At 41.8% G+C, this 23371-nt stretch carries 24 protein-coding genes; 12 read left to right on the forward strand and 12 right to left on the reverse strand.

What is annotated here, in order from left to right; translation table 11 throughout:
• Positions 1-9 precede the first annotated feature (9 nt).
• Positions 10-2064: a sensor histidine kinase gene (locus tag V1499_RS10995; RefSeq protein ID WP_409276113.1), complete on the reverse strand. Its 2055-nt coding sequence runs from the start codon at positions 2062-2064 to the stop codon at positions 10-12.
• A 241-nt stretch (positions 2065-2305) separates the two neighbouring features.
• Here V1499_RS10995 and V1499_RS11000 point away from each other — a divergent pair, with 241 nt between their 5' ends.
• Positions 2306-3106 carry an alpha/beta fold hydrolase gene (locus V1499_RS11000; RefSeq protein WP_409276114.1) on the forward strand — a complete coding sequence of 267 codons (801 nt, stop codon included), beginning with the start codon at positions 2306-2308 and terminating at the stop codon, positions 3104-3106.
• A 100-nt stretch (positions 3107-3206) separates the two neighbouring features.
• On the opposite strand, the gene V1499_RS11005 is transcribed toward V1499_RS11000, so the two are convergent.
• On the reverse strand, positions 3207-4169 hold the full coding sequence (locus tag V1499_RS11005) for a helix-turn-helix transcriptional regulator (RefSeq protein ID WP_409276115.1): 963 nt from the start codon (positions 4167-4169) through the stop codon (positions 3207-3209).
• A gap of 106 nt (positions 4170-4275) precedes the next feature.
• Between V1499_RS11005 and V1499_RS11010 the strand changes: the two genes are divergently transcribed.
• Positions 4276-4809, forward strand: a complete 534-nt coding sequence (locus tag V1499_RS11010) for a dihydrofolate reductase family protein (protein ID WP_409276116.1) — start codon at positions 4276-4278, stop codon at positions 4807-4809.
• A 203-nt stretch (positions 4810-5012) separates the two neighbouring features.
• On the opposite strand, the gene V1499_RS11015 is transcribed toward V1499_RS11010, so the two are convergent.
• The 3 genes from V1499_RS11015 to V1499_RS11025 all read right to left on the reverse strand — a co-directional run bounded on the left by V1499_RS11015 (position 5013) and on the right by V1499_RS11025 (position 6505).
• Entirely contained in the window at positions 5013-5138 is a 126-nt protein-coding gene (locus tag V1499_RS11015; protein WP_409276117.1) for a hypothetical protein, read from the reverse strand.
• A gap of 62 nt (positions 5139-5200) precedes the next feature.
• The gene (locus tag V1499_RS11020) at positions 5201-5599 is read right to left on the reverse strand and encodes a GNAT family N-acetyltransferase (RefSeq protein WP_409276118.1); all 399 of its coding nucleotides are present in this window, start codon (positions 5597-5599) and stop codon (positions 5201-5203) included.
• Positions 5600-5968: 369 nt separating this feature from the next.
• A complete protein-coding gene (locus V1499_RS11025; RefSeq protein ID WP_409276119.1) occupies positions 5969-6505 on the reverse strand; it encodes a dihydrofolate reductase family protein in 537 nt (178 codons plus the stop codon).
• Between the two features lie 306 nt (positions 6506-6811).
• Here V1499_RS11025 and V1499_RS11030 point away from each other — a divergent pair, with 306 nt between their 5' ends.
• Positions 6812-8464: an AMP-binding protein gene (locus tag V1499_RS11030; RefSeq protein WP_409276120.1), complete on the forward strand. Its 1653-nt coding sequence runs from the start codon at positions 6812-6814 to the stop codon at positions 8462-8464.
• Positions 8465-8607: 143 nt separating this feature from the next.
• On the opposite strand, the gene V1499_RS11035 is transcribed toward V1499_RS11030, so the two are convergent.
• Both V1499_RS11035 and V1499_RS11040 read right to left on the reverse strand, forming a co-directional pair.
• Complete coding sequence (locus V1499_RS11035; RefSeq protein ID WP_409276121.1) at positions 8608-9270, reverse strand: hypothetical protein; 663 nt, start codon at positions 9268-9270, stop codon at positions 8608-8610.
• Entirely contained in the window at positions 9245-10318 is a 1074-nt protein-coding gene (locus V1499_RS11040) for a hypothetical protein (protein WP_409276122.1), read from the reverse strand. The genes V1499_RS11035 and V1499_RS11040 overlap by 26 nt, the downstream gene beginning before the upstream one ends.
• A 230-nt stretch (positions 10319-10548) precedes the next feature.
• On the opposite strand from V1499_RS11040, the gene V1499_RS11045 reads away from it, so the two are divergent.
• Positions 10549-10704, forward strand: a complete 156-nt coding sequence (locus tag V1499_RS11045) for a hypothetical protein (RefSeq protein ID WP_409276123.1) — start codon at positions 10549-10551, stop codon at positions 10702-10704.
• A 233-nt stretch (positions 10705-10937) separates the two neighbouring features.
• Here V1499_RS11045 and V1499_RS11050 read toward each other — a convergent pair whose 3' ends face one another.
• Entirely contained in the window at positions 10938-12704 is a 1767-nt protein-coding gene (locus tag V1499_RS11050) for a glycoside hydrolase family 3 protein (RefSeq protein ID WP_409276124.1), read from the reverse strand.
• A gap of 286 nt (positions 12705-12990) precedes the next feature.
• On the opposite strand from V1499_RS11050, the gene V1499_RS11055 reads away from it, so the two are divergent.
• The 3 genes from V1499_RS11055 to V1499_RS11065 all read left to right on the forward strand — a co-directional run bounded on the left by V1499_RS11055 (position 12991) and on the right by V1499_RS11065 (position 16528).
• Entirely contained in the window at positions 12991-14100 is a 1110-nt protein-coding gene (locus V1499_RS11055; protein ID WP_409276125.1) for a tubulin-like doman-containing protein, read from the forward strand.
• Positions 14101-14572: 472 nt separating this feature from the next.
• Positions 14573-15760: an amidohydrolase gene (locus V1499_RS11060; protein WP_409276126.1), complete on the forward strand. Its 1188-nt coding sequence runs from the start codon at positions 14573-14575 to the stop codon at positions 15758-15760.
• Between the two features lie 144 nt (positions 15761-15904).
• Positions 15905-16528, forward strand: a complete 624-nt coding sequence (locus V1499_RS11065; RefSeq protein WP_409276127.1) for a trimeric intracellular cation channel family protein — start codon at positions 15905-15907, stop codon at positions 16526-16528.
• Positions 16529-16663: 135 nt separating this feature from the next.
• On the opposite strand, the gene V1499_RS11070 is transcribed toward V1499_RS11065, so the two are convergent.
• Positions 16664-16810 carry a hypothetical protein gene (locus V1499_RS11070; RefSeq protein WP_409276128.1) on the reverse strand — a complete coding sequence of 49 codons (147 nt, stop codon included), beginning with the start codon at positions 16808-16810 and terminating at the stop codon, positions 16664-16666.
• 135 nt (positions 16811-16945) lie between these two features.
• A complete protein-coding gene (locus tag V1499_RS11075; RefSeq protein WP_409276129.1) occupies positions 16946-17572 on the reverse strand; it encodes a metal-dependent hydrolase in 627 nt (208 codons plus the stop codon).
• Positions 17573-17923: 351 nt separating this feature from the next.
• Between V1499_RS11075 and V1499_RS11080 the strand changes: the two genes are divergently transcribed.
• The 3 genes from V1499_RS11080 (at position 17924) to V1499_RS11090 (ending at position 19274) form a co-directional block, all read left to right on the forward strand.
• A complete protein-coding gene (locus tag V1499_RS11080; protein ID WP_409276130.1) occupies positions 17924-18490 on the forward strand; it encodes an MOSC domain-containing protein in 567 nt (188 codons plus the stop codon).
• Between the two features lie 144 nt (positions 18491-18634).
• Positions 18635-18982 carry a VOC family protein gene (locus V1499_RS11085; RefSeq protein WP_409276278.1) on the forward strand — a complete coding sequence of 116 codons (348 nt, stop codon included), beginning with the start codon at positions 18635-18637 and terminating at the stop codon, positions 18980-18982.
• A gap of 94 nt (positions 18983-19076) precedes the next feature.
• Positions 19077-19274 (forward strand): gamma-type small acid-soluble spore protein, encoded by a 198-nt coding sequence (locus tag V1499_RS11090; RefSeq protein WP_409276131.1) that lies wholly within the window; start codon positions 19077-19079, stop codon positions 19272-19274.
• 73 nt (positions 19275-19347) lie between these two features.
• On the opposite strand, the gene V1499_RS11095 is transcribed toward V1499_RS11090, so the two are convergent.
• On the reverse strand, positions 19348-19887 hold the full coding sequence (locus V1499_RS11095; RefSeq protein ID WP_409276132.1) for a GNAT family N-acetyltransferase: 540 nt from the start codon (positions 19885-19887) through the stop codon (positions 19348-19350).
• A 279-nt stretch (positions 19888-20166) separates the two neighbouring features.
• A complete protein-coding gene (locus V1499_RS11100; protein WP_409276133.1) occupies positions 20167-20865 on the reverse strand; it encodes a DUF3862 domain-containing protein in 699 nt (232 codons plus the stop codon).
• A 461-nt stretch (positions 20866-21326) separates the two neighbouring features.
• On the opposite strand from V1499_RS11100, the gene V1499_RS11105 reads away from it, so the two are divergent.
• Positions 21327-21869: an RNA polymerase sigma factor gene (locus tag V1499_RS11105; RefSeq protein ID WP_409276134.1), complete on the forward strand. Its 543-nt coding sequence runs from the start codon at positions 21327-21329 to the stop codon at positions 21867-21869.
• Positions 21841-23328: a hypothetical protein gene (locus V1499_RS11110; RefSeq protein WP_409276135.1), complete on the forward strand. Its 1488-nt coding sequence runs from the start codon at positions 21841-21843 to the stop codon at positions 23326-23328. The genes V1499_RS11105 and V1499_RS11110 overlap by 29 nt, the downstream gene beginning before the upstream one ends.
• The last annotated feature ends 43 nt before the right edge of the window (positions 23329-23371 follow it).

A 23371-nucleotide genomic window follows, 5' to 3' on the forward strand; every position in this document is an offset into this window, starting at 1 on the left:
ATTCCACCTCTATTTGATTGGTATTTTCGCAAAAACTTTTAAGCCTCCATCTGGCAAGTTCTCAATGATTGTAGTTCCTCCAAGCTCATCCGCGCGCTCTTTCATCGAGTGAAAACCAATGCCTTTTTTAAAAGTCTCAACGGGTATTCCGATGCCGTTGTCCATAATTTTCACATGCAGCAAATTCTCATTTTCAGCATCTATCGTAATCGAGCACTCATTTGCGGACGAGTGGCGGACCACATTCGTAATGGCTTCCTGTGCAATCCGGTACACCGCTATTTCAGCGGCAGCCGGCAAAGCGGGCAAGGGTTCCGGAATCGAAACGACTGAAAAGTTTATTTCTGACTGGCTATAGTGGTTGCACATTTCCCGAATCGCCGCAACTAGACCCAGTTCATCGAGGACAGGGGGGCGAAGGGAATAGACCAGGGTCCTGATTTCTTCAATCATTTTCTTTAATTGGTTCCCGGTCTCATGGATGATTTTCGCGGTGCTTTCAGGCTTCCCTTCAATAAATGATTCCGCTACATCCAGCTTCATTTTTATGCTAGCCAAACTAGGTCCTAGCCCGTCATGCAAATCCCTGCGCAACCTTCGCCGTTCTTCTTCCCTGGCTAGTACTAGCTGGCTCCGCGACCGCTGCAAATCCTTGTGGAGCATAATCGATTGGGCAACAATACCAACCTGTTGCGCCAGGCCGTCGAGAAGCTTCATATCCGACGGCCTAAATGGTTCAAGCGAATCCCGGCTCGAGAGCAATAATGAACCGAGCCGATTCCCCTGATAAAATAGAGGAATTTCCCTGTCCACCTCACTTGGTTTTCCGTAAGAGGCAGCGATATACGAGTTTTCCTGCTCAATTAGCCGTATCGCCACATACGGAATTTTCAAAGTTTTCGCCAATGTCGTGGCGACTAAAGGAAGGACCTTTTCCATGCTGCTTGCGGCCGTTAAGATCGAATTCAACTGTGTCAGGATGAATAGGGGATTATCCCGGTCCCCATACACGAGGCGGTTCACAAAAGATTGGAGTTTTACTTTTACCGGCTGAAAACAAAAAGCAAGGATACCTGCCGTGATCAAAGAGGAGATCATTTTATCCTTTTCAACGATATACCGGCTCAATACACTGACGCTTACGCTGTAAAAAAGTACAACGAGGATACTGAGAATCCCGTATAGAACTGTTCGATGAATGATGATATTAATGTCCCATAATCTGTATTTGAAAATGGCAAAACCGATGGATAAAGGAATCAATATTGAACTCAATGCATAGACGAATTCCGTTGCCATTTTTAGTGAAATGCTAAGCGGGCCAACGAAATTCAACAGCAGCAGGGCAATCACGTACATGATAATACTGTATACATACCACTTCATTTGATGCCGAATAATGGCATCGGACCTTTTCCTGTATCGATAAATTTGTGAAAAAATCAAAATGACATGAAAGGATATCCAGAAAACTGCCCCAAGCCAAATGGGCCAATTCTCCACATCCATAACACTTCCTTTAAAATAAACCGAAAAGACACCTACCATGATCCAAAACACGGCGATGGCAAAGGTCCATTTAGGGACAAACTTCCCATCCGGGAGCAAATAGAACAAAACAAGGTAGGTTGCGCCGAAATTGCTAATAAAATGGTACATGATGAAATGCGTTGGATGATCTGCTAGAAAATTGTAGGAAAGACCGATTCCCAGTGAAAGGAATACGAGGGAGACATAGAGGTTGAACCAAGGCTGCTCTTTACGGAAAAGCAACAGGGATGAAACGCTAAAATAGACAAACACTTTCACGATTTCCAGAAAAATTTTAAAACCTGCGAAGGCATCCAGGGACAATCCCATTTGGCTTAACTGCCGTGCCTCGTCGCGGTTAAGCTGTCCAGTCTCGAGGCAAATCGTCTCATCACCGCATACGGAACTATACATTTCAAGCCGAAAAGGAAAATCCAATATAAAAAAATAAATCGCAAAACAGGCGGTCACCAACCACAAAACTCGTGTCAGCCAACGTGTTTTAGTTTTCTTTATGAAGGCAATCGTGTTCATATCAAATCTCCTTCAAGGGTCCAGTCTAGTAAAACTTACATAATTCTATTCAAAAATAAGGATAATAGAACATTACACAGTTGTTTTATCCTTTTCGGATTGAAAGTAGTAGAATAATTTCACTATATGGATTAATATGCCAAGAGGTAGGTTTATTTAGTATTATATGTGAACACAGGTTTATAATGGAATAGCAAAATGACAAATATAAACTGATAGCTATTATAGGGAGGGATAGTAAATGATTGAGAGAAATATTCACTCATCTAACGGTACGGTTTATTACTGGACAAATGAAATGGCTGTCCCACAGAAATTTGCAATTGTTTTTTGCCACGGATTAACAGCGGACCACACCCTTTTTGATAAGCAATTTGAGCAGCTATCTTCTAAATATAAGTTAATATCTTGGGATTACCCTTTACATGGAAAATCAAGACCCTATAAAGATTTCTCTTTCGTGAATGTAAATAAAGAGCTGTTAACTATACTCAAACAGGAGAATATAGAAAAGATAGTCTTAGTGGGGCAGTCAGCCGGAGGTTATATTGCTCAGTCCTTTATTCAGGAATATAGTGATAAAGTGATAGGGTTCATAGGTATAGGCACAACGCCATTTGGTAAAAGTTATTATAAGAAGTCGGAAATGTTTTGGATAAAACATTATTCTACCATCGCCAGACTGTACCCCTATAGTTACTACTGTAAAGTAGGTGCCAAAGCAATTACGGTAACTGATGAAGCTAAGGAAAGCATGTACAAATCATTAGTTAGTTTGGGTAAAAAGGACATGTTGAAAGCGGCTAGTGCGGTATATGGTGAGTTTTTGAAGATAGAAGATGAAGTTCAATTTAATTGTCCAGTTTTGATTACTTATGGAGAATATGACAATACAGGTTATGTTAAAAAATACTGTAATAATTGGGCAGAAAAGACAGGGTATCCACTGAGAATTATTTCTAATGCCTCTCATAATGCAAATTATGATAATTATGAGGAATTTAATGAATTACTCATTTCTTTTGTTCAGTCCATTAAATGAATTTGTGATGGAATGTACTTAAAGGGGTAGTACCAGTGAAGCTGTCACCACCCGCATTAAGGAAATGTCAAGAAAACATGTATTATTCAATAAAGACCTTTTATTCATTATTGTAAAAATCAATAACGGACTTGGCTAACGATACGACTTTATCCGGAAGATCTTTTGGTGAAACGACCTTTATTTTGTTTGCAAAACCCAATATAAACTCTATAGCCTCTTGCTCATCATTAAATCTTAGAGTCGCAGGTATCCATTTGTCTACAATTGGATTTTCTGTTTCTATAACTTTAACAAACTTACCTGTATAATTAATTCTTTTAATAATTTCTGGATGTATTTCTACTTGTACATCATATTTCGGTAAATTTTGTACAAACTCTACTTTTGATTGTTCCCAGTATGCCGCTAAATTGAAATTAAGTGGTCTTTTAAAAGTTTCATTTTCAACTTTTGCATTGTGTATACGTGATACCCTATAATTACGTAGTTCTCCATTTTTTGCAGCAACAAGGTACCACTTATTCCCTTTTGCCACCAATCCTAATGGTTCAATTAACCTTTCTTTTTGCTCCCCATCTACCTGTTCATAGTGAATTTTCAGCTTTTTACTATCCCAAACTGCTTGTTGCACGGTATTAAGTGCATGCACTTTTTCTTTGGATTGTCGCCAAGTGCCCGAATCTATATGAATTCTTTCCCACATCGCCTGTGCTTCATCTCGAAAAGTCCCTGGGATTGCTGCAAGTAATTTTTGTCTGGTATCTATTGCTTGGCTATTTAATCCTAAGTCTTCAAGTAATTTTCTTGAAGGGAAGAGGAATAGAGTTTTTATGTCATCTGTATTTAATCCACTTAATTTACTGCGGAAGTTGTCTAACAGACGCCATCCTCCCTTTTTTCCCCTATCAGAGACAATGGGTACCCCTGCAGTACTTAATGCATCCATGTCTCTAAGGATGGTTCTATCTGATACCTCTAGTTCATTAGCTAATTCTTTTGCCGTCATTTTCCCTCTGTTCTGTAACAAAATCATAATATTCATTAATCTATCTGCTCTCATTAAATCCACCCCTTCGATGAAATTACGAATTAATTATTTTTATATGACAAAAGGTGTCGTGTATTGATAATATACTTTTTTTAAAGCTAAGGAAAGGAGAAATATTATGAATCAAAATCGAAAAGTCGTATTATTTATTGCATCGAGTTTAGATGGATATATTGCTACAAAAGATGAATCTCTTGAGTGGTTATTTAAAGTAGAAGGAGAAGGTGATAATGGCTTTTCGGAGTTTTTGGATACGGTTGATACAGTTTTAATGGGTAAAAAAACTTACGATTGGGTAATGAAACAAGAAATTAAGGAGTTCCCGTATAAAAATAAGGAATGCTATGTGTTTACAAGATCTTCTTATAAGGATCTCGAGAATGTGAAGTTTGTTAATAATGACATAAATAAATTTGTGAATAAACTAAAAAACAAAGTCGGTAAAAACATTTGGTTAGTCGGTGGAGGTGAATTGTTAAATTCTTTTATTCAAGAGGATTTAGTGGATGAGTTCATTATAACCATTGCTCCAACTATAATAGGTAACGGAATCCCTTTATTTAAGGAAGGAAATCACCAACTAGACCTTTCTCTGAAAGGAACGAAGAAATTTAATCAATTTATTGAATTGCATTATGATGTTAAAAGGTAAATTATCTAACTAAGCAAATAAACAGCCCTAATAAGGAGAACTGTTTTTCTTTTTAAACTTCCTCAACGATCTGGTCCGAGTTGAACAAGCAATTAAAAATAAATGGGCTTAGAGAAGATTCTCTAAGCCTTTTTTGCCTAATGTCTTTTAGACCCAGTATCCAATTGATTTTCCACCGCGGTTTTCAAAGCCGCAAACGCATTTTATAGTTTATTATCAATGATGTCTTTCAATCGATTCGCAACCCACTCAATGTCATAGCCGATTTCGTTGAGGATAACTGTGTTATAAATCTCTTCCAACCCGATACGAATCATATAACAGTACATTTTCTCGCGCGACTCATCAGAGGTGAGACGCGGGTTATTGTTATTCATTCACATTGCGATTCCTAAACCCCCGACTGCCTATCATAATTCCGGAAAAGCATGCCGTTCGACCTGAACATCCCGATCTTTTCATAAAAAGGGACGAGGTCGTCTTCGCAGCAAAGGTCAATCATGTAAATGCTGCCGAGTTGTTCGAGCATCCGTTTTACAAGTTCCTTCCCGATACCTTTGCCTTGGTATTCCGGCAGCACTTCGAGGAAGGGGATGTAGGCGGATAGGACGCCGTCACTTGTTGCCGTTATAAAGCCGACAACTTTATTATCGTCAACCGCAATCACAATATGGCTGCTGTTCCCAAGCAGCTTCAAGTGCGTTTCCGGGCTAGGCGGATTCGGCCAGCCAACGAAAAAACCGTGTAGCAAATCAGAGGTAATGCCATCAATCGTATGTTTGTAATTCATTTTATCAACTCCTGTTTTTTTTAAAAAAATGACCGGGAAGTTGATAAAAATCAATTGTAAAGTAACAAAGCTAGTGCCTCCAAACATATTGTACTCTCTACACTATTCGGCATTAACTCGAAAAACCCTTTTTTAAAATGGCTATGTTAATTTCTAATGTAGATATTTGACCATAAGAAAACTGCCTTAGTTGAAATGGCGGTTTATTCTATCGTTCTCCGTTAGGTCAATCGCCAATCCCATAAAAAACTACGTCATTTCGCATAACTGAACAAATTTCAAAGAATAAGGGATCCTCTGACTGCCGCTACAGTCGGAGAATCCCTATTAAAGTAATGTACCCTTTAGGCCGCTGGGTCAGCCACACAATTAAGCTGGAACGTAGGTCAACCTGATCACCTGCTCGCCAATCCTTTCGCTTGCCACGAGGCGCAGCGGCGGCCGCGGACCTGCGAAGAACGGCTTGCCGTGACCCAACACGACTGGATGGAGATAGAGCCGATACTCATCAACGAGACCGAGCTCCGTTAGACTGTGCGCCAACTCCGGCCCGGCAACTTCAATCTCCCCTTCATGCTGAGCCTTCAGCACACGTATGGCCGCTGCGAGGTCGCCCTCGATCAGAGAAGCGTTCGGACCGACGGACTTTAACGTCCTGGACACCACCCACTTCGGTTTGCTTTGCCACGCCGCTGCGTATTCCCGTTCAGGTGCATCCCATTCTAAATGGTCTCCGTCCCAATACCGCATGGTCTCGTACATGCGGCGCCCGTACAGGCAGCCCGCCATGCCGCGCACGTCGTCGATGAAATGACGGAATAGCACGGGGTCGGGCTGAAATGCCGGGTGGTCGTGGTCGACGAACCCGTCCAGAGACTGGTTCAATGCGAAAACGATCTTTGCCATGCGACTGACTCTCCTCCCTGGTTTTCTCGCACATTCATCATCAGGATTACACTGTCCATATTCAGCCTCCTTTATGTCTACATTTTATCATCCAACAGCATGTCCGGTTTCTCATGGATTGCTAATGAAATTGGTGGATTCACTGTAAATAAAACTCATTTTTATAAGAAAGTTGGGAAACAACCTATTCAAAGATGTAATATCTGAATTTTCCAATTATAATATTACTAAAATATACAATGAAAAAATGATATTCACTTTACGATTCTTAAACTAATCAACTTCTTATCAATGGAGGCGGTAGAAATGGCGGAGAAAATGAACATTTCAGTCGGCAAGCTTCTAGAGGAAACCGCTGTGAGGCAGCCGGAGCGAGATGCAGTTGTTTATCCAGACAGGGGGTTGCGCTATACATACGGAGAGTTTGAAAAGCTGTGCCGGGATGTGGCAAAGGGATTGATGAAGCTTGGCATCGAAACAGGGGAGCATGTGGCCATCTTGGCGACGAACCGGCCCGAATGGGTGACGGCACAGTTCGCGACTGGGAAGATGGGGGCCGTCCTCGTCACCGTCAACACGAGCTACCGGACGGCGGAACTCGAATACCTGCTGAAGCAGTCCGATTCAACAACGTTGATCCTTATGGAGAATTACAGGGGTGCGTCCTACATCGACATGCTCTATGAAATCGCGCCCGAATTGAAAACGTCAGAACCAGGAAAGCTGAAGTCGAAGAACCTTCCTTTTTTAAAAAATGTCATCGTACTCGGGGACAACCGCTATCCGGGCATGCTGCATTGGGACGATATCCTTGCGCTAAAGGATGAAGTATCCGACGAGGAGCTCAATAGAAGGATGGGATCGCTTGACCCGGATGACCCAATCAACATGCAGTACACATCCGGTACGACCGGGTTCCCGAAAGGCGTCATGCTCACCCACAACAACCTCGTCAATAATGCCATTAACATCGCGGAGTGCATGAAGCTGACAGCAGCGGACAGGCTCTGCATTCCTGTGCCGTTTTTCCATTGCTTCGGCTGCGTCATTGGGACGCTCGCTTGTGTTTCGGTCGGCGCGACGATGGTTCCCGTCCAGGAGTTCGACCCGAAAAAGGTGCTTGAAGCGGTAGAAAAGGAACGCTGCACCGCGCTGCATGGTGTTCCGACGATGTTCATCGCCGAACTTAACCATCCCGATTTTGAAAAATACGACCTATCAAGCCTTCGGACAGGCGTCATGGCGGGGTCCAATTGCCCAATCGAAGTCATGAAAGCGGTCATCGAAAAAATGGGCGCATCTGAAATTACGATTTGCTATGGCCAGACGGAAGCATCGCCGGTCATCACGCAAACGCGGACAGACGACCCGATTGAGCTACGCGTTTCCTCGGTCGGCAAAGCGCTCCCGAACGTTGAAGTGAGAATCGTCGACCCAGTAACGAACGAAGAAGTGATGTACGGGGAGCAGGGCGAATTGTGCACACGAGGCTACCATGTCATGAAAGGGTATTACAAAAATCCCGAAGCGACCGCCGAAGCAATCGACAAGGACGGCTGGCTGCACACAGGTGACCTTGCTGTCATGGATGAAAACGGCTACTGCCGGGTCACCGGCCGCCTTAAGGATATGATCATCCGCGGCGGCGAAAACATCTACCCTCGTGAAATTGAGGAATTCCTTTATCAGCACCCGGCCGTTCTTGACGTCCAAATCGTAGGGGTCCCGGATGAAAAATTCGGGGAAGAAGTGATGGCCTGGATCCAGCTTAAGGAAGGGCAAACCGCGACAGTAGAAGAAATTCGCCAATTCTGCCTCGGAAAAATAGCCCGTTACAAGGTGCCAAGGTATATTGAATTTTGCGAAGCGTTCCCGACAACCGCGTCAGGGAAGATACAGAAGTACAAACTGAGGAAGATGGCGGAGGAGGCAGTTGCCTCCAAGAGCGCAATGTCCTGACAACCAAGAACAAAAGCAGTTTTAAGTACAAAAAATATAACGAACACACCAAAAAGCAGCCCAAAACGAAACGGCATTGGGCTGCTCATCTTGTGGTTAGCGAAATGTTTTCAATCAATTATCACCTAAATGAACAACAACTTTTAAGGGGCTGTGCTTTTTACCAAAGTCATATAACCCACTTGTTTTTTTGGTGTAATGGCTGTGCCGCTATGATGGTCCCGCCCCCAAAACGAGTTCTTTGTTACATCCCAATAGGTGTCACTGCCGTAGATTCTGAAACCATACCATTCATAAATATATTCAACGACTCCGTCACAGCGCATGGATGTAATTTCGCTTGGATCGACCCAAGTACCAGAACTCCCAGTGTCATAATACACTTGGTAAGCGACATTATAGGATATATTTTCAGTTCTTAATTTTCTGCCCATTGATACAAATAAATCTCGATCCGCCGAAGTAGGTGCCTTATTGGGTCTGTAAACACCTTTGAAATTATTGCCTTTCATGAAATTACTCCAACTATCCCAGCTTACAATACTGCCTGATCCAGGTGCATGGATAACCGGAAGAGAAGTAGTATCTCTATATGGATCATCCATCATTCCAGCGTGCCAATCATAACCATAAAACACTCCATCCCGGTAAATGGCATATCCTTGATAACCGGTAGCCGCTTCCGCTGGATTTGAAAACAATGGGGCCAACAACGCTAATGTGAAAAGTAATACCGCAATTTTCCTAATGTGTTTTTTCATTTTAATCACCTCGCAATTTTTAGTTTTTATCCAACCATTTTTCATTTCCTGTTACACCTTGTTCTTTCATTAAATTTATGGCGGCATTAGCTTCCTGTTTCAACTGCGGATTCTTTATTGTCTTAATGGCATCATCAAGTGGTTTTGCCAAATCGACAATTGGATATAAATTCATTGCTTCAATGACTACCTTAATATCGGATTCTGTTGGATTAGTTTGCAGCATTTCCTTTAATGTAGCGAAGTTTTGATCAATCGCGAATACCTTTAACTCTTTATCAATGGACTTGCTTTCAATGATTTTTTTGATGGCTTTTTTACTTTGTAAATCAGATACAGCAAAGAAAGCTGAATCTTTTAGATAGGCATCGTCATTTGTATCAATAATTTTAAAACTTAAATTTAGGAAGTCTTCTTCTGTCTTTGCGTAATTTTTGTGGTTTGAGGGATGCTTTTTTAAATACTGGGCTGTGGATTTTAGCGCGGCGGAAACTTTATCTTTTGAGGCAACATCAAGGTTGGAAAGGATTTCACTCGCAATGGTGAAGGCTTCATTTGCATTTGTATTACTTAGTTGTTTTAAGCTATGGAAAGCTACGAGGGCATCATCTTTTGCTATTAATTCTTTTAAGAGATGAACGTCTTTCTCAGTAAAGCGGGCTCCAGCCACAATTTTAGTCTTTACTCTTTCGTTAACATCAGGACTTTTAAGAAGCTCTTTGAATTCAGCTGTTATTGGTTCCATTTCATGTTTGTGCAGATATAAATCAACCATTGCCTCCCGGGTTTTATCCGCTTTGGTTTTGTCTTTAATGACTTTTAATAACTCCGAATCCTGAACCTTATTTTTCTTTTCAAAAAGTGCTGAAACAAAGGGCATTAATTTATCATCCGTTTCTTCTGTAGAAGCAATTGCATCAATTTCATCAATAAGCTGTTTTGTTTCTAACGTTTGTAACTGTGATTCAACGCTTTCCTCATTCCTACCTAAGTATTTCTGAAGAGCGTCACTTTTAGCAGCTGCCACACCAGACGATATGACAAGCGACAAAGATGCAAAAAGCAATCCAATGATCTTGAATTTTCGATCCATCTGAACCTCACTCCTTTAGGAAAATTTGGGTTTGACCCCATATACATATTAATACTGCGGCTATTGTAATAAATACTTTGGATAAGTTGGGAAAATCAATAGACTGCTTCTATTGAATACCACAATGGTTCTTCTGTTGTGTCTAAAAAAATGACATAATTACCGGTTTCCCGGCATTAATGAAATAAAAAAGGATTTGATGGTGAGTTTTTTTGAAAGGGGGGAAAGCTATGACAACGTTAACGATTTTAGGAGTATTTATATTGGGATTAGTAATTCTAGCATTCGGATTTATTGCTAAAAAAAGATGGCTAAAATTGTTATCTATCATTCCGCTTGCGGTTTCAGGTTGGCAATTCCTTCGTCTATTCTTAATGAGTTCCTAAAGAGTTTGACCCGGGATTATAATCAATATGGATATAGTGTTTGTGAACTCGGAAATCTTCATGCGACAGCCCTTTGGATAGATCATACGATTATATTGGGTGCTACCCTCAAACTGAACGGCCAAAGAAATTAACACTTCATTGGCCGTTCATCTACTTCATGAATGTCCCAACTCAATCCATTTCCGGTTGTTTCCCTTTTATAAAGATGCCTCCCGTAAACCAATCCTCAATTAGTAAGTTAAGCCATCGCCAAAGTGATAAAAACCTTCAATGTTAACAGGAAGTTTGCCTCCTGGTTGGGTTCCAAAGATCACATCGACTGCCGCATTCCAGGATGTCGGAACAGGGGAGCCCCAACGTTCAATTGCGTATGACGCCAAATAAGCATCAACTTCAGGGAAATGCTTGATATCATATGGCAATCCCAGCGACAGAACAACTACAGGCTTTCCGGTCGCCTTTAATGCTTTCACTAGCTTTGTCTGACCGGAAGCGAGTTCGCCTGGCGAGAACGTCGCCACAATTACCCTTTCGGCTTGAGACGCCAATTGCACAGCATTTGCAATCTCCGCATCAGATGGATTGGTAGCGGTAATCGCACTCACTACTGCACCTGAGGATTTTGTCTTAACAGCCTGAATAACGCCATTCATTTGACTGGAGGAATTGTAAATTCTCGGCCCAATCACCAGGGTGGTTTTGTCAGCAGATGCGTCAAAAGGGAGGACTCCATCATTTTTCAAAACTGTAATGGACTTTCTTGCAACTTCGGCAGCCGCTTCCTTAAAGGCAGGTGAATTGACGACCTTTGTCGCGGTTGCAGGATCGACGTAGCGGTCATTGAATAAATCATATTTATACTTTGCCATTAGAATCCGTTCCAGGGATTCGTTCACTCGTTTTTTCGTCAATTCACCGGATTTCAATGCAGCATATAAGGCATCATAGGTTTCAAGCTGCTGTGCGTAAGTTCCGGTTGCCATGACGATATCGGCTCCCGCATTAATAGCCATAACGCCAGCCTCCCCGGCTCCCCATTCCTTGTCAATGGCATCCATGCTCATCGCATCTGTCACGATAATACCCTTGAAGCCCATTTCTTCACGCAAAAGTCCCGTCAGTACCTTTTTGGAAAGAGTCGCAGGGAGCTCAGGGTCAATCGCTTCTATAATGACGTGAGCAGTCATAATAGAATCAACCCCGGCATCAATTGCAGCCTTAAAAGGTGGCAAATGTACTTCCTCAAGCGTTTTACGGTCATAGGTGACAGCGGCGAGGCCATAATGCGAATCGACACTTGTATCACCATGGCCGGGGAAATGCTTCGCTGTAGCAACGACTCCATTTTCCTGATAGCCTTTTATCTGGGCAACAGTCATTTGGGATACAAGGTCCGTTCTTTCGCCAAAAGACCTGACACCGATGACAGGGTTGGCTGGATTTGTATTGACATCAGCAACCGGCGAGTAGTTCCAATTGAACCCTGTTGCTTTTGACTCAATTGCTGTAATCTTCGCAACTTCTTCAGCAGCCTTTAAATCCCTCGTGGCTCCAATCCCCATTTGGCGCGGAAAGGCAGTCCCATCAGTGACATGCTGAACAGAACCATATTCCAGGTCAGCCGAAATGAATAACGGGATATGTAAGCGTGTCTCAGAAGCCCATTTCTGCAGCTGATTGTTATTTTCAGCTGTTTTTTTGGCGTCCCTGTTTCCGTAAACAATCACAGAGCCAACATTGTATTCCTTTATTAATTTTTCACTGCGTTCATCTGGCATTCGATTTGAGTTATCATGGGTGGAAGGCATCACAAGCTGTCCGATTTTTTCTTTATCCGACATCTGGGCAATGATCCGTTGAACCATGCCTTTCCTTGCTTTTTCTGTAGGCGGGTCTGGGTAGTTGAAGTCGTTCGGAGATTTGGCTGTTGCCGCAAGCGGCAATACAAGAGTAGAAGCTAAAACAAAAGTGCTAATAAGGGTACTTAGTTTCTTCAATTGTTTTCCTCCTCTTGATTCAAGTTTATCAAAATCTTCCGTGAAACCTCCTTTCTCACAAAAATGTAAGGGCTTACAACATGAGTGTAGTTGATAAAACGGCGAGTTTAAATCAATAACCCTGATAGTAGGTTAAAATGAGAAAATAGACTGGTATATTTAGGGTCCCTAAATACATTTCTGGAATAAAAGTAGTATCAATAAAGGCCTATTTTTTATATTCCAGAAGATTAGTCTAAATTCTGAACTAGTGAGTATTATTTAATTAGATAAGGAGGGGGATTTGGTGAAACCAATTGGAATCTTGGGCGTAGGCCAGGCAGGTGGCAATATTGCGGAGGCGGCATCGGCCTTGGGCTTTCCAACCGCACTTATCAATACGAACAAGCGTGACGGGCAAGTCAATATGAGGGTTGAAAACAAGTATTTTGTTCCAGGGTATAACGGGGCCGGACAGGATCGGTCGATCGGTGCCCGGGCAGTACACGATCATTACAGGGAAATTGTGGAGTTTGTTGAAAAGTCATTCAAAAAAGTAAAGTTCCTGTTTGTGGCATTCTCCACTGACGGTGGGACCGGCTCGGGGATGAGCCCGCTCCTGATTGAAATCCTGCTGAACCAGCTGCCAAAACTGAAGGTAGGAGCGATTGCTGTCGTGCCTGAAAGGAATGTCCTTGCTGGCAACCGGATCAATGCAGCGGAATGCCTTGAGGAATTGTCCAAAATTGAAGGGATTTCATCCACCTTTCTGGTCGACAACGACCAGTTACGTAGGACTAATCCCCAATCCAGCAAGCAGCAAATTTATCGGGCTTCAAACCACAAGGTTGTGGAAGCAATCAACCATGTCCTGCAAATAACCCAGAAAAGCTCTCTTTACGGGAATTTTGATGAGACAGATCTCATGAATATTCTTAGCACACGAGGTGTGACTGTCATTTCCACAAGCACGGTGACAGATGCCAAAACGACTGCGGAAGTATCCCTTAAAATCCAGCAATCATGGGCGAATTCGATTTTCTGCCCGGTTGAATCGGCTGGCGTCATCCGTGCCGGATTGATCTATGAAGGACCAGAGAATGTCTCAAAACTGATTAACATCCCATCGATTTTCGAGAGGGTCGGGGAACCCCTCGAACTGTTCGAAGGAACCTATATCTCAGAAACAGACCCATCCATCACCACGATTCTCGCCGGACTAAGCTTCCCAACGCGCCGGCTTCAAGTAATGGAAGAATTGTTGACCAAAAACAGGGACCGGCTCCATGAGCTTGTCCAAAAGGAATACACACAGAAATATGAGTCCAATATCGGCTGGGCGTCCAATTTAAAAGCCAGAAACAACTACAGGCCAACACGGACAGTTAATCAAAAACCGACAAAATCCAATAGCTGAATTAGGCACTGGGCCTTCCCAGTGTCTTTTTTTGATAAGCTGTTATTGTAAGCATTTATATTCATTATTGCACTTTGAATGGTTTTATTAACTTCGGATCTGATTTGGGTTGGACAAGTCCGTTAACAAACGGCCATTTGGCTACCGCAATTGTATGTTTAATTGTGTTCATTAACGTGGAAAATAGTAAAGAGGTCGTCATGACTTTGCTGTTCTTTAAAAACATGCCATATACTGGTGCTAATCGAAGCTTTGAAGCAGCTGCACAAATGGGATTATCGTAAACATTATTTTCGGTATACTATCTCTTATTTCAATTTTCTCCCTGGTCCTGCAAGTGTCGGTAAAACGTCTGCGTCTAAAAAATATCGAGGCAGCAACAACCGGGAAGTGTATACCTTAAATAAGTAGTGCGAAAAAAACGCCACATTCAGTGGCGTTTTTACAAATAAACAGAAGGGTAGGAAACATCATGAAAGAAAAATTAATGGAAATGCTGGAGTCCCGCGAGGATGAAATTATTGAAATTCGGAGGCATCTACATGAAAATCCTGAACTTTCCTTTAAGGAAGAAAAAACAGCTCAATATATCCTTGATTTTTACAAAGGCAAGGACGTAGAAGTTCAATCGAATGTTGGAAATGGCTACGGAATCGTTGTAACCATTAACGGTGGTAAGCCAGGGAAAAAGATCGGTTTGCGGGCCGATTTCGATGCTCTGCCAATTGTTGAAGAAGCAGATGTGCCTTTTAAATCCAAGAACGAAGGTGTCATGCATGCATGCGGCCATGATGGCCATACCGCTTACTTGCTCGTACTAGCCGATTGTCTAATTCAAATGAAGGATGAGATTCCTGGTACGATAAAAATTATCCATCAGCATGCTGAGGAAGTACCACCAGGCGGGGCAAAAAGCATTGTTGAATCAGGTGTACTTGATGATTTGGATCATGTGTTTGGCATCCATCTATTGCCGATGGGTCCTGCCGGCCTTGTTGGCTATCATGCTGGATATTCGTTTAACGGCAGGGCTTATATGAAATTAAAGATTCAAGGTAAAGGCGGCCATGGTTCTTCCCCCCATCTTGCGAATGATGCTATTGTGGCAGGTGCCCATTTTGTTACAGCTGCCCAAACAATTGTTAGCCGCCGCTTAAATCCTTTTGAAATCGGTGTTATTACGATAGGTTCATTTGATGGAAAGGGAACATTCAATGTCATCAAGGATAGTGTCGAACTTGAAGGCGACATCCGTTACATGGCTGTTGAAACAAGAGAAACAATTGAGAAAGAGATTAAGCGCCTTGTTAAGGGACTTGAAGAAGAGTTTGGCGTAACATGTGACCTGACCTATGAGAATGATTATCCACCGTTATACAATGACCCGGCCTTAACGAATATGGTTGCTGAGATTCTCCAAAATGCGAATGATAAAAATATTAAGGAAGTAAAGGAATTCCCAGCCATGCCGCCATCAGAAGACTTTGCGTACTATGCGGAAAAATTCCCTTCTTGCTTCTTTTACATTGCTTGTACTCCAAAAGGGGTGGAGAAGCCTTATTTTAACCATAACCCTAAATTTGATATTGATGAAGACGCGCTGCTTGTCGCTGCCAAGGCAGTCGGACATGTTGTATGTGGCTTCTATGGGTTGGACTAGGAAAAAATAGGCTTGGATAACCTTACCCTCTTTGAGTTATAATGAGTTGTCGTTTTGTGACGAAAAGGTCAGTGGAGGTTTTTTTCTCCACTGATTTTTAGTTCCATCTAGTACGGATAAACTCGGTAAAAGGAGGGGTGCGCTTTGACATGGGACATTCTAAATATCATTGGTACCCTTGCTTTCGCAATTAGTGGTGCCCTTATTGCCAGGGAAGAGGATTATGATATCCTTGGAATTTACGTTCTTGGGTTTACGACTGCCTTCGGGGGAGGCCTTGTCCGAAACTTATTAATTGGAATTCCGATTGAAAACACGTGGATGCAAGGGAACTTATTTCAACTAGCCTTTTTCGCGATTACGCTTGTCTTTCTGTTGCCCAATAAATGGCTTGACCAAATTAAAAATTGGATTGTCTTTTTTGATGCGATTGGTCTGGCGGCATTTGCGATCCAGGGTGCGAACTATGCAGTTTCTGTTAGTGCGCCTTTTATAGCTGTCATCATCGCCTCTACCATTACTGGTGCTGGTGGCGGGATGATACGTGATGTCTTTGCGGGCCGAAAACCAATGATTTTTCATTCTGAAATTTATGCTTTATGGGCAGCGCTCGCCGGTTTCGCAATCGGTTTAGGCTTGGTACGCGGGCCTTACATGACAGCGATCCTGTTGATTCTTATTGTATTCTTAAGGATCATATCCGTCCGTTTTAACTGGAATTTGCCGCACCATATTCCTTATGAGAATAAGAGGAATTTGGGTGGGTGAGTCAAAGAAAAAACCGGGCACTCGTCTTTAGTAAAGATGAGTGCTTTTTCGTACATATAATATAAACAGGTTAACAAATAGCAAAAATTAAATTAGACCGACAAAATTTCATGTCGGTCTACTAGTAAAAAATTCTTAATCCCTCATTGCTCCTGCTTCACGGGAAGTCATGGCTCCTTGTCCAGCGTTTACATCTTGCTGTATATCTTGTTTCACTTTTCGGGAGTTGGTGCCTGATGATTTTGTAAGGTTGTTTCTGTTTTGCTGTTGATTCTGCTTCATTGAGATAACCTCCTCTAATTTGGTTACACATTATTATTAGCAAAATCGTACGTTGTATGTTCCTGGTCTTCTTTTAAAGATAGGGTTTACTGTATTTTTTTAGAAATTTTGAAACAGTGGAAATATGTATTTAAATTATAGTTCCTTCGATGACACAGGCAAGAGGAGCTTAATACCACGTTTATTCATTGGCAGGATTTTTAAATCTGCGATTAGGTGGCTGACATAGCCTCCTAAACAAGTATAGAAAACGCCCTGGATTCCGAGAGAGGCCTCCAGCTTATAAGCAATGAATCCGAAGAAGATAACCCCTAAGAGGGAATGGGTGTAACTGCGGTGCGAAGAAAAGGACGCGATAATAACGTAGACTCCCAACAAGATTAACCAAAGTTCGTCCAAGGAAAAACCTCCCGCAATGACCGCAGCACCGGTAATCGTCAGCATATGTTTTTGCTTGATAAACGATGCAACCACATTGATCAATACTCCGATTCCGAGTCCGAGCCACCTTTCAGTCGCCGTTTTTTCAATAAAACTGTACAAAATCATGAGTATTCCAATGACCTGGGCGGATAAACTGATCACCTTATGCGACAACGTTATTTTGCCGCGAAGCTTCCCGTCAATATCCAGGTCAGGAATCAGCCCTGAAATTCCTCCTAATCCAACAAGCAAGAGTGTTGCGGACGGAGAGGCTGCAAATGAATTGGCCACAACAAACCCTGTTGCTGCTCCAATTGCTGCGTGCGTAGTGCCATTCATATTCATTTCTCCTAAAAATAATTTATGTAGAAAAACCATAAATCTTATTGTATACCAAAACGTGTGTTCTGTAGAGTTTATACTTAAGATTACTACATTCAAGTTGCAAACCAAATGATGGTTCGAGAAGGATTACAACCCTGTTCGTTGAATTCCTATTAAGGGAACCAATAGTAAACGGATTGGGAGAGATGGCCATGGCATTGCAGGTGGGAGAGAGCATCCCGTTTGAACTAACGTTTACCGAAGGGGATATGGAAATAGTCATCTTGTTGAAACGGAAGGGAGGATAAGAAAGAATTTTGAAGTTACATCGCAGGGAAATTTAAAAAGGAAGGCTGTGAGATTTCAATGTTGGATGAAAAACGAGAGAGTTCAATTTTAGGGAAGGTCTTAGCGGTTAGTTTAAGCAAGAAACATACATTCAGTAAAGAAAATCAAGAAACCATAAGATTAGTGAAAGGTTTTGGGGTCGAAGGTGATGCACATTTTGGTTCAACGGTTAAACATCGATCGAGAGTGGCACAAAATCCAAATCAACCGAACCTAAGACAAGTGCATTTAATTCAGAATGAGTTATTCGAAGAGTTAGCGGAACGTTTCAAAATTAAACCTGGAAACATGGGTGAAAATATTACAACGATTGGAATCAATCTACTTGAATTACCTACTGACACGAGATTATTTGTAGGTGAGTCAGCAATTCTTCAAGTAACAGGCTTGCGCAATCCCTGTAATCAAATCGAACTTTTTAAACAAGGTCTTTTAAAGGCTGTTTTAGATAAGGATTCGGACGGAAATCTAATAAGAAAAGCAGGAATAATGGGAGTTGTTTTGCAGAGTGGAGAAGTGAAACCAGGTGATACCATCCGTGTCGAATTACCTCCTAAACCATTTAAAAGGCTTGAACGTGTTTAAACAGTTTGGAGCGTATATGTACCATAGTGAAATTAATCTTATTTTTAACAGAAGCACCGAAAGTAACGAGTCTTTCAGAATAGAAAAAGAGCTGGAAAACAGCTCTATACCAGGAGCTCAATTAGATAAGGAGGTTGTTTATTGATGATAAAAGGTTTCGGGGGAATATTTTGGAGGACCAAAGATCTGGATGCCGTGAAAAAATGGTACAGTGAAGTGCTGAAGATTGATATGAATAATTGGAATGGGACGATTTTTAAACCCCATTCAGGAAATGAAACGATCTTTTCTTTCTTTACTGAAGATGACCCATATTTCCCAACAGAGCAACAAGTAATGTTAAATTTCCAAGTTCATAATCTAGACGAGACTATAAAGCACCTTGGAGAAATTGGTGTACCTTTAGCGAAGGAAAAAGAGATTAGTGAATTTGGCAAGTTTGCTTGGATTAAGGATCCTGACGGTAGACTGGTTGAGTTATGGGAAAGATAACGGGTTGATATTTTGTGGATTGAACTGGTGATTGGGCGAATTAAAATTCCTATCCATGAGGAAACATAAAGCCATATACATAGGAGGTGGCTTTATGGAACAAAACAAAAAGAATTTGACATCAGTTGGCACGGATATCGAAGAAGTTAAAAGGCTCAACGCCGAGTCAGGATTGTCCTATAACGAGGTAAAGGAACTACTGGCAAAAACCGGCGGGAAGGGGACAGCGATGTATAGTGATACGGATGTCGAGGAAGTAAAACGGCAAATACATCCTGGCATTGAAGAATAAATCTATGAGGAAACCCCATTCGGATACGATACTGTTTCCGAATGGGGTTTTTCTGTTAAAAAAATGATGATATCTATGAAATTTCTAATTCATCTTTCCCAATTCTCATGATGTATTCATCCCCGTCTTCTGTGCTTACTGTCTTTACATATTTGAAACCGACTTTTTCATAAGTTTTTATCGCAGCGGTATTATCGGGTTCAGGTCCCAGTACACAACTGACTGCATCACTTAAAGGGAATACAATTTCCTTTAAGAAACGTCTGACGATGTGTTTGCCTAATCCTTTATGAATGAACGCGTCTTCGCCAATGAATAGATCCACACCTGATGCATCTTCATCTATTTCTACCTGTTTTGCATAATCAGGATAGTCGTTTATTTTATAAGTTTGGATGTAGCCAATAGGCTTATTTTCATAAGAAATAATATAACTTTGTGTAGGTTTTTCATTGTTTATGTAAGGCAAATATTTTTCTTTAACCTCATCCATCGTCATTTGTTTTTTGCCATACCATTGGGCAGCAAATCCATTGTTTAGCCATGTATGCATTTTATCCAAGTCATTACTATCCAGCTTTCTAAAGTTTAATAAATTGAAATCATAGCCCATAGCTAATTCCTCCAATGTCTAATTTCCATTTGCAAAACGGACTTTACCCGATTTCTAATCCTGAGCCCGCTATCGACGTCTCCTTTATCGCTTATGAACACATATTCTTGCCCTTTGTGAAGGAGGAGAGGCGAACTTTTTTTCCTTATTATAACATTTTTATTATTTTTCTGATGGTGTCCCGGATGAAAAACTCGGAGAAGAAGGGAGCGTATGTTCTATTTTATTTGAAAAAAAAGTGCCCGAAAGGTGGGCCAAGTAAAAAGACTTACATATTTCTTATTCGAGACCAAATTGAGACTTGTTTTGGAGCTTATTTCCTTGAAACATTAACGAAACGTTTGCTCCTATGCTCCCTTTTCCTTTGTATGAATACATAACGGTATGAAGGTCTGTTCCTTTCGTTCCTGACTCTGATAAAATTTCTCCTTTACCCCCAACAATATCTATAACTTCTTCGAGGGTCATGCCGTTTTGCAGTTTATTAAACTCTTCAAGTGAAATTTCGACATCTGAACCTTCACCTAAACCGAATTGCGCTTTATTGATCAACTTTCCACCTTGAAACATCATCGATGCGTTGGACATAAAACCGTCCGTATCAAATTCATACATAACTGTATGGTACTGAGATCCTTTGTCGCCTGTTTCAGAAATCACCTTACCTTCAGCACCAACGATGTTAACGACTTCTTCATAAGTCATACCGTCCTTAATTTGTTCGAATTTCTCTTTGGTTAAAACGCCTTTTTTTGCAGCCGGCTTATCAGTTTTCTTTTGTTCTTTTTTAGGAGTTTCCTTTTTGGGAGTTTCTTTATTAGCTTTATCTTCTTTACTATCATTTTCGGTTGCTGGAGTCTGTACTTCTTTATCTGTATCTGCCGACTCCTCACTGCAACCAACAATACCGACAATGAAAAGGATTGCCAAAACCCAGACCCACCATTTTTTGCTGAAAGGTTTTTTCACTTTCGACATAACCATTCCCCTTTCATAAGTATTTAGGTGTTTCTTCTTTTCCTTTACCTCTTAATCCATTTCACAAACTGCTCATAAAGTTCCACTACTTTACTCTCGTTTGGATAAAAAGAGATAGCCTAAAGAATTATTATAAAATATAAATTGAAGGCGGCCTTACGGATTGCAAGCGGTATCCGTTTTATGCAGTCCGAACATTTATGGAAGAAGTAGAAAAGCTGAAAACCCGATCAGGTTTGTTAAACAAAGAGGTAAAGAATCACCTCGCAAAAATAGCCTGAGTAGGCACTTCGTTGTACTCGTATATGGAAACACATGAATCTTTATCGGCATACTTAACTGCTGCCATCCGGGCAATGCTTCTTTCCAGGTGGACGAACAGTATTCCTTTTAACAAATTTTCACTATAATTGAAACAAATACCGATTTTATTCGACTTGTTTTATAAAGGGGGGGAGTCGGTGGGGGAGCAGTTGGATATTGAAACCTTATTTAAGGACTACCATCGGGATGTTTACCAGTTTTGCTTGTATTTTACGCACTCCGTCCAAGACGCGGAGGATATAACGCAGGAAACATTCATTAAAGCGATTAAGAATATACGCACGCTGGCGAATCCGGACCGGGGGAAGTACTGGCTATTATCGATCGCGAGGAACACAGCCATCGACCATTTGCGGAAAAGAAAAATGAAGGAACTTCTGCCTGATTTTTTTGAAAAAATCATCTCGGGCGAACAATCACTGGACGACCATATCCTTCGTAAGGAAGAGTGGGAGGAAGTCCACCATACCTTATTAAAAATGAAACCTCATTACCGGGCAATCATGATTTTACGGGGAATCCAGGAACTGACCGTGAGCGAAACCGCAGAAATACTGCAAATCACAGAATTGAAGGTCAGGGTCGACTTCCATCGGGCCGTCAAGATTTTGAAAAAAGAAATGCAGGACAGGGAGAGGAAGGTGATAAGCGATGAATACAAACGACGAATTGACTCGTGAGGTAAAACAATTGCTGAGACCTATTAAAAATCACCCTTCGCTGGAACCCCGCCAGCAATTTGTTTATGAACTGCAAAATAAAATAAAGGAAGCCAAATCCACCAACAAAAAGCGATTCAACTTAATGCCTCTAGCTGCTGTTTCTGTCGCTGCTTTGCTTTTCACACTAGTTGTCCTTTCCAATAAAGATTTACTTAATTTGAACCTTGCGGGGGAAACGGAAAAGCCGTTTGCAATCGGTGAGGAATCCAACTTAACGCTGGTGCGGACAATTGAGTACGGGGACGGCGAAGGCAAGGCTGGCTTGACGTTCATGGGCGAAAATGAAACATTGCCGGTCACGGTGACCAGCTTTGATGTAGAAGACGGGACTTTTTATTTGCTAGATGAAGCGAAGAGGCAAGTGATCATCGCCGGAAAAAATGGCAAGACTAGCTCCTTTCCTATTACGGGAAACAACCAAATGACAGGCACCTTGCAAGATATCCTCGTCACCCCGGATAAACAAATTTACATCTTGAACACCTGGGATCCATTCGTTGTGTATCAATATACGGAGAAGGGAAAACTCGTTAAAACCCATAATTTAACGGCCGACCTGTTCCATCCGGATGAGCTCATTTATGTTAAAAATATCGGGGTGTTGGCAAGCCAAAGCCAAGAGCGGTTCCTGAACATTGAAACCAGCGAAATGATGGAAGGAAAATCACTTCCGTATCACATGGCAACGGTCAATCGTAAAGAAGCGGTCATCACCATTAATAAGGAAGAAAAGCCAACGGAGCTAACGATTCCATACGAAGAGGCGGTGGGACAAAGTGCAGTTGAAGCCATAACGGATCGGGAAATCATCTTTACGAAAACAGAGCAGCCGGCGGTGTATAAATCCCTATCGGAAACACATGTTTTCGCCTACAACCAACAAGGCGAAACACTTGGAGGCATCAGGATCCCGATTGAAAAACTGATGGAGGTCCCGCAAACAATCGCGTCGAACATCAAAGTGGATAAAAACAAAATCTACTTCCTCTCAACAGAAAAGAAGCATATCGCCATCTATAAATTAACCCTTGGGAAAAAATACGAGAGTTTTATTAAAGAACAAGCCGCCGATGCGAAAATCGGCTTCGATTACAAAACCTTTGGCCAACCATTCCCAGAACTGGAACAAGAGATTAAAAAACTGTTCACAACCGGCACTATCTTTTCCCAATACGGCGATGAGAGCAGCGTAAATGGAGCCGCCATTGACGAATCGGGAACAGCGGTTGTAGATTTCAAGGAATTCCACGCCGGTGGCCCATCCAGCCATCAAGCCGGCGAAATTGGAAAAGCACTGAATGAAGCCATATTTGAAAAGTTCCCGGAAGTGCAAAAAGTATATCTGCAATTCGACGGAAGCTTCAGCGCCTGGTGTATTTGGATGCAAACTACTGAGGAGCCTTGGGTGCGGCCGTAAACTAGGCACTGGCTCATAATTCATCCCCGTTAACAATAAATCG

Origin of the sequence: Neobacillus oceani (assembly GCF_046237595.1) — a bacterium.
Classification (GTDB): Bacteria; Bacillota; Bacilli; order Bacillales; family Cytobacillaceae; genus Bacillus_D; species Bacillus_D oceani.

What these genes read in the sequence shown, in the direction of transcription:
- V1499_RS11010 (WP_409276116.1), top strand. Translation starts at nt 4,276, where the DNA reads ATGAATCAAAATCGAAAAGTCGTATTATTTATTGCATCGAGTTTAGAT.
- V1499_RS11000 (WP_409276114.1), top strand. Translation starts at nt 2,306, where the DNA reads ATGATTGAGAGAAATATTCACTCATCTAACGGTACGGTTTATTACTGG.
- V1499_RS11095 (WP_409276132.1), bottom strand. Translation starts at nt 19,887, where the DNA reads ATGGGCTATGATTTCAATTTATTAAACTTTAGAAAGCTGGATAGTAAT.
- V1499_RS11080 (WP_409276130.1), top strand. Translation starts at nt 17,924, where the DNA reads ATGTTGGATGAAAAACGAGAGAGTTCAATTTTAGGGAAGGTCTTAGCG.
- V1499_RS11045 (WP_409276123.1), top strand. Translation starts at nt 10,549, where the DNA reads ATGACAACGTTAACGATTTTAGGAGTATTTATATTGGGATTAGTAATT.
- V1499_RS11025 (WP_409276119.1), bottom strand. Translation starts at nt 6,505, where the DNA reads ATGGCAAAGATCGTTTTCGCATTGAACCAGTCTCTGGACGGGTTCGTC.
- V1499_RS11070 (WP_409276128.1), bottom strand. Translation starts at nt 16,810, where the DNA reads ATGAAGCAGAATCAACAGCAAAACAGAAACAACCTTACAAAATCATCA.
- V1499_RS11085 (WP_409276278.1), top strand. Translation starts at nt 18,635, where the DNA reads ATGATAAAAGGTTTCGGGGGAATATTTTGGAGGACCAAAGATCTGGAT.
- V1499_RS11060 (WP_409276126.1), top strand. Translation starts at nt 14,573, where the DNA reads ATGAAAGAAAAATTAATGGAAATGCTGGAGTCCCGCGAGGATGAAATT.
- V1499_RS11005 (WP_409276115.1), bottom strand. Translation starts at nt 4,169, where the DNA reads ATGAGAGCAGATAGATTAATGAATATTATGATTTTGTTACAGAACAGA.
- V1499_RS10995 (WP_409276113.1), bottom strand. Translation starts at nt 2,064, where the DNA reads ATGAACACGATTGCCTTCATAAAGAAAACTAAAACACGTTGGCTGACA.
- V1499_RS11040 (WP_409276122.1), bottom strand. Translation starts at nt 10,318, where the DNA reads ATGGATCGAAAATTCAAGATCATTGGATTGCTTTTTGCATCTTTGTCG.
- V1499_RS11015 (WP_409276117.1), bottom strand. Translation starts at nt 5,138, where the DNA reads ATGTACTGTTATATGATTCGTATCGGGTTGGAAGAGATTTATAACACA.
- V1499_RS11100 (WP_409276133.1), bottom strand. Translation starts at nt 20,865, where the DNA reads ATGTCGAAAGTGAAAAAACCTTTCAGCAAAAAATGGTGGGTCTGGGTT.
- V1499_RS11035 (WP_409276121.1), bottom strand. Translation starts at nt 9,270, where the DNA reads ATGAAAAATGGTTGGATAAAAACTAAAAATTGCGAGGTGATTAAAATG.
- V1499_RS11090 (WP_409276131.1), top strand. Translation starts at nt 19,077, where the DNA reads ATGGAACAAAACAAAAAGAATTTGACATCAGTTGGCACGGATATCGAA.
- V1499_RS11110 (WP_409276135.1), top strand. Translation starts at nt 21,841, where the DNA reads ATGAATACAAACGACGAATTGACTCGTGAGGTAAAACAATTGCTGAGA.
- V1499_RS11030 (WP_409276120.1), top strand. Translation starts at nt 6,812, where the DNA reads ATGGCGGAGAAAATGAACATTTCAGTCGGCAAGCTTCTAGAGGAAACC.
- V1499_RS11020 (WP_409276118.1), bottom strand. Translation starts at nt 5,599, where the DNA reads ATGAATTACAAACATACGATTGATGGCATTACCTCTGATTTGCTACAC.
- V1499_RS11075 (WP_409276129.1), bottom strand. Translation starts at nt 17,572, where the DNA reads ATGAATGGCACTACGCACGCAGCAATTGGAGCAGCAACAGGGTTTGTT.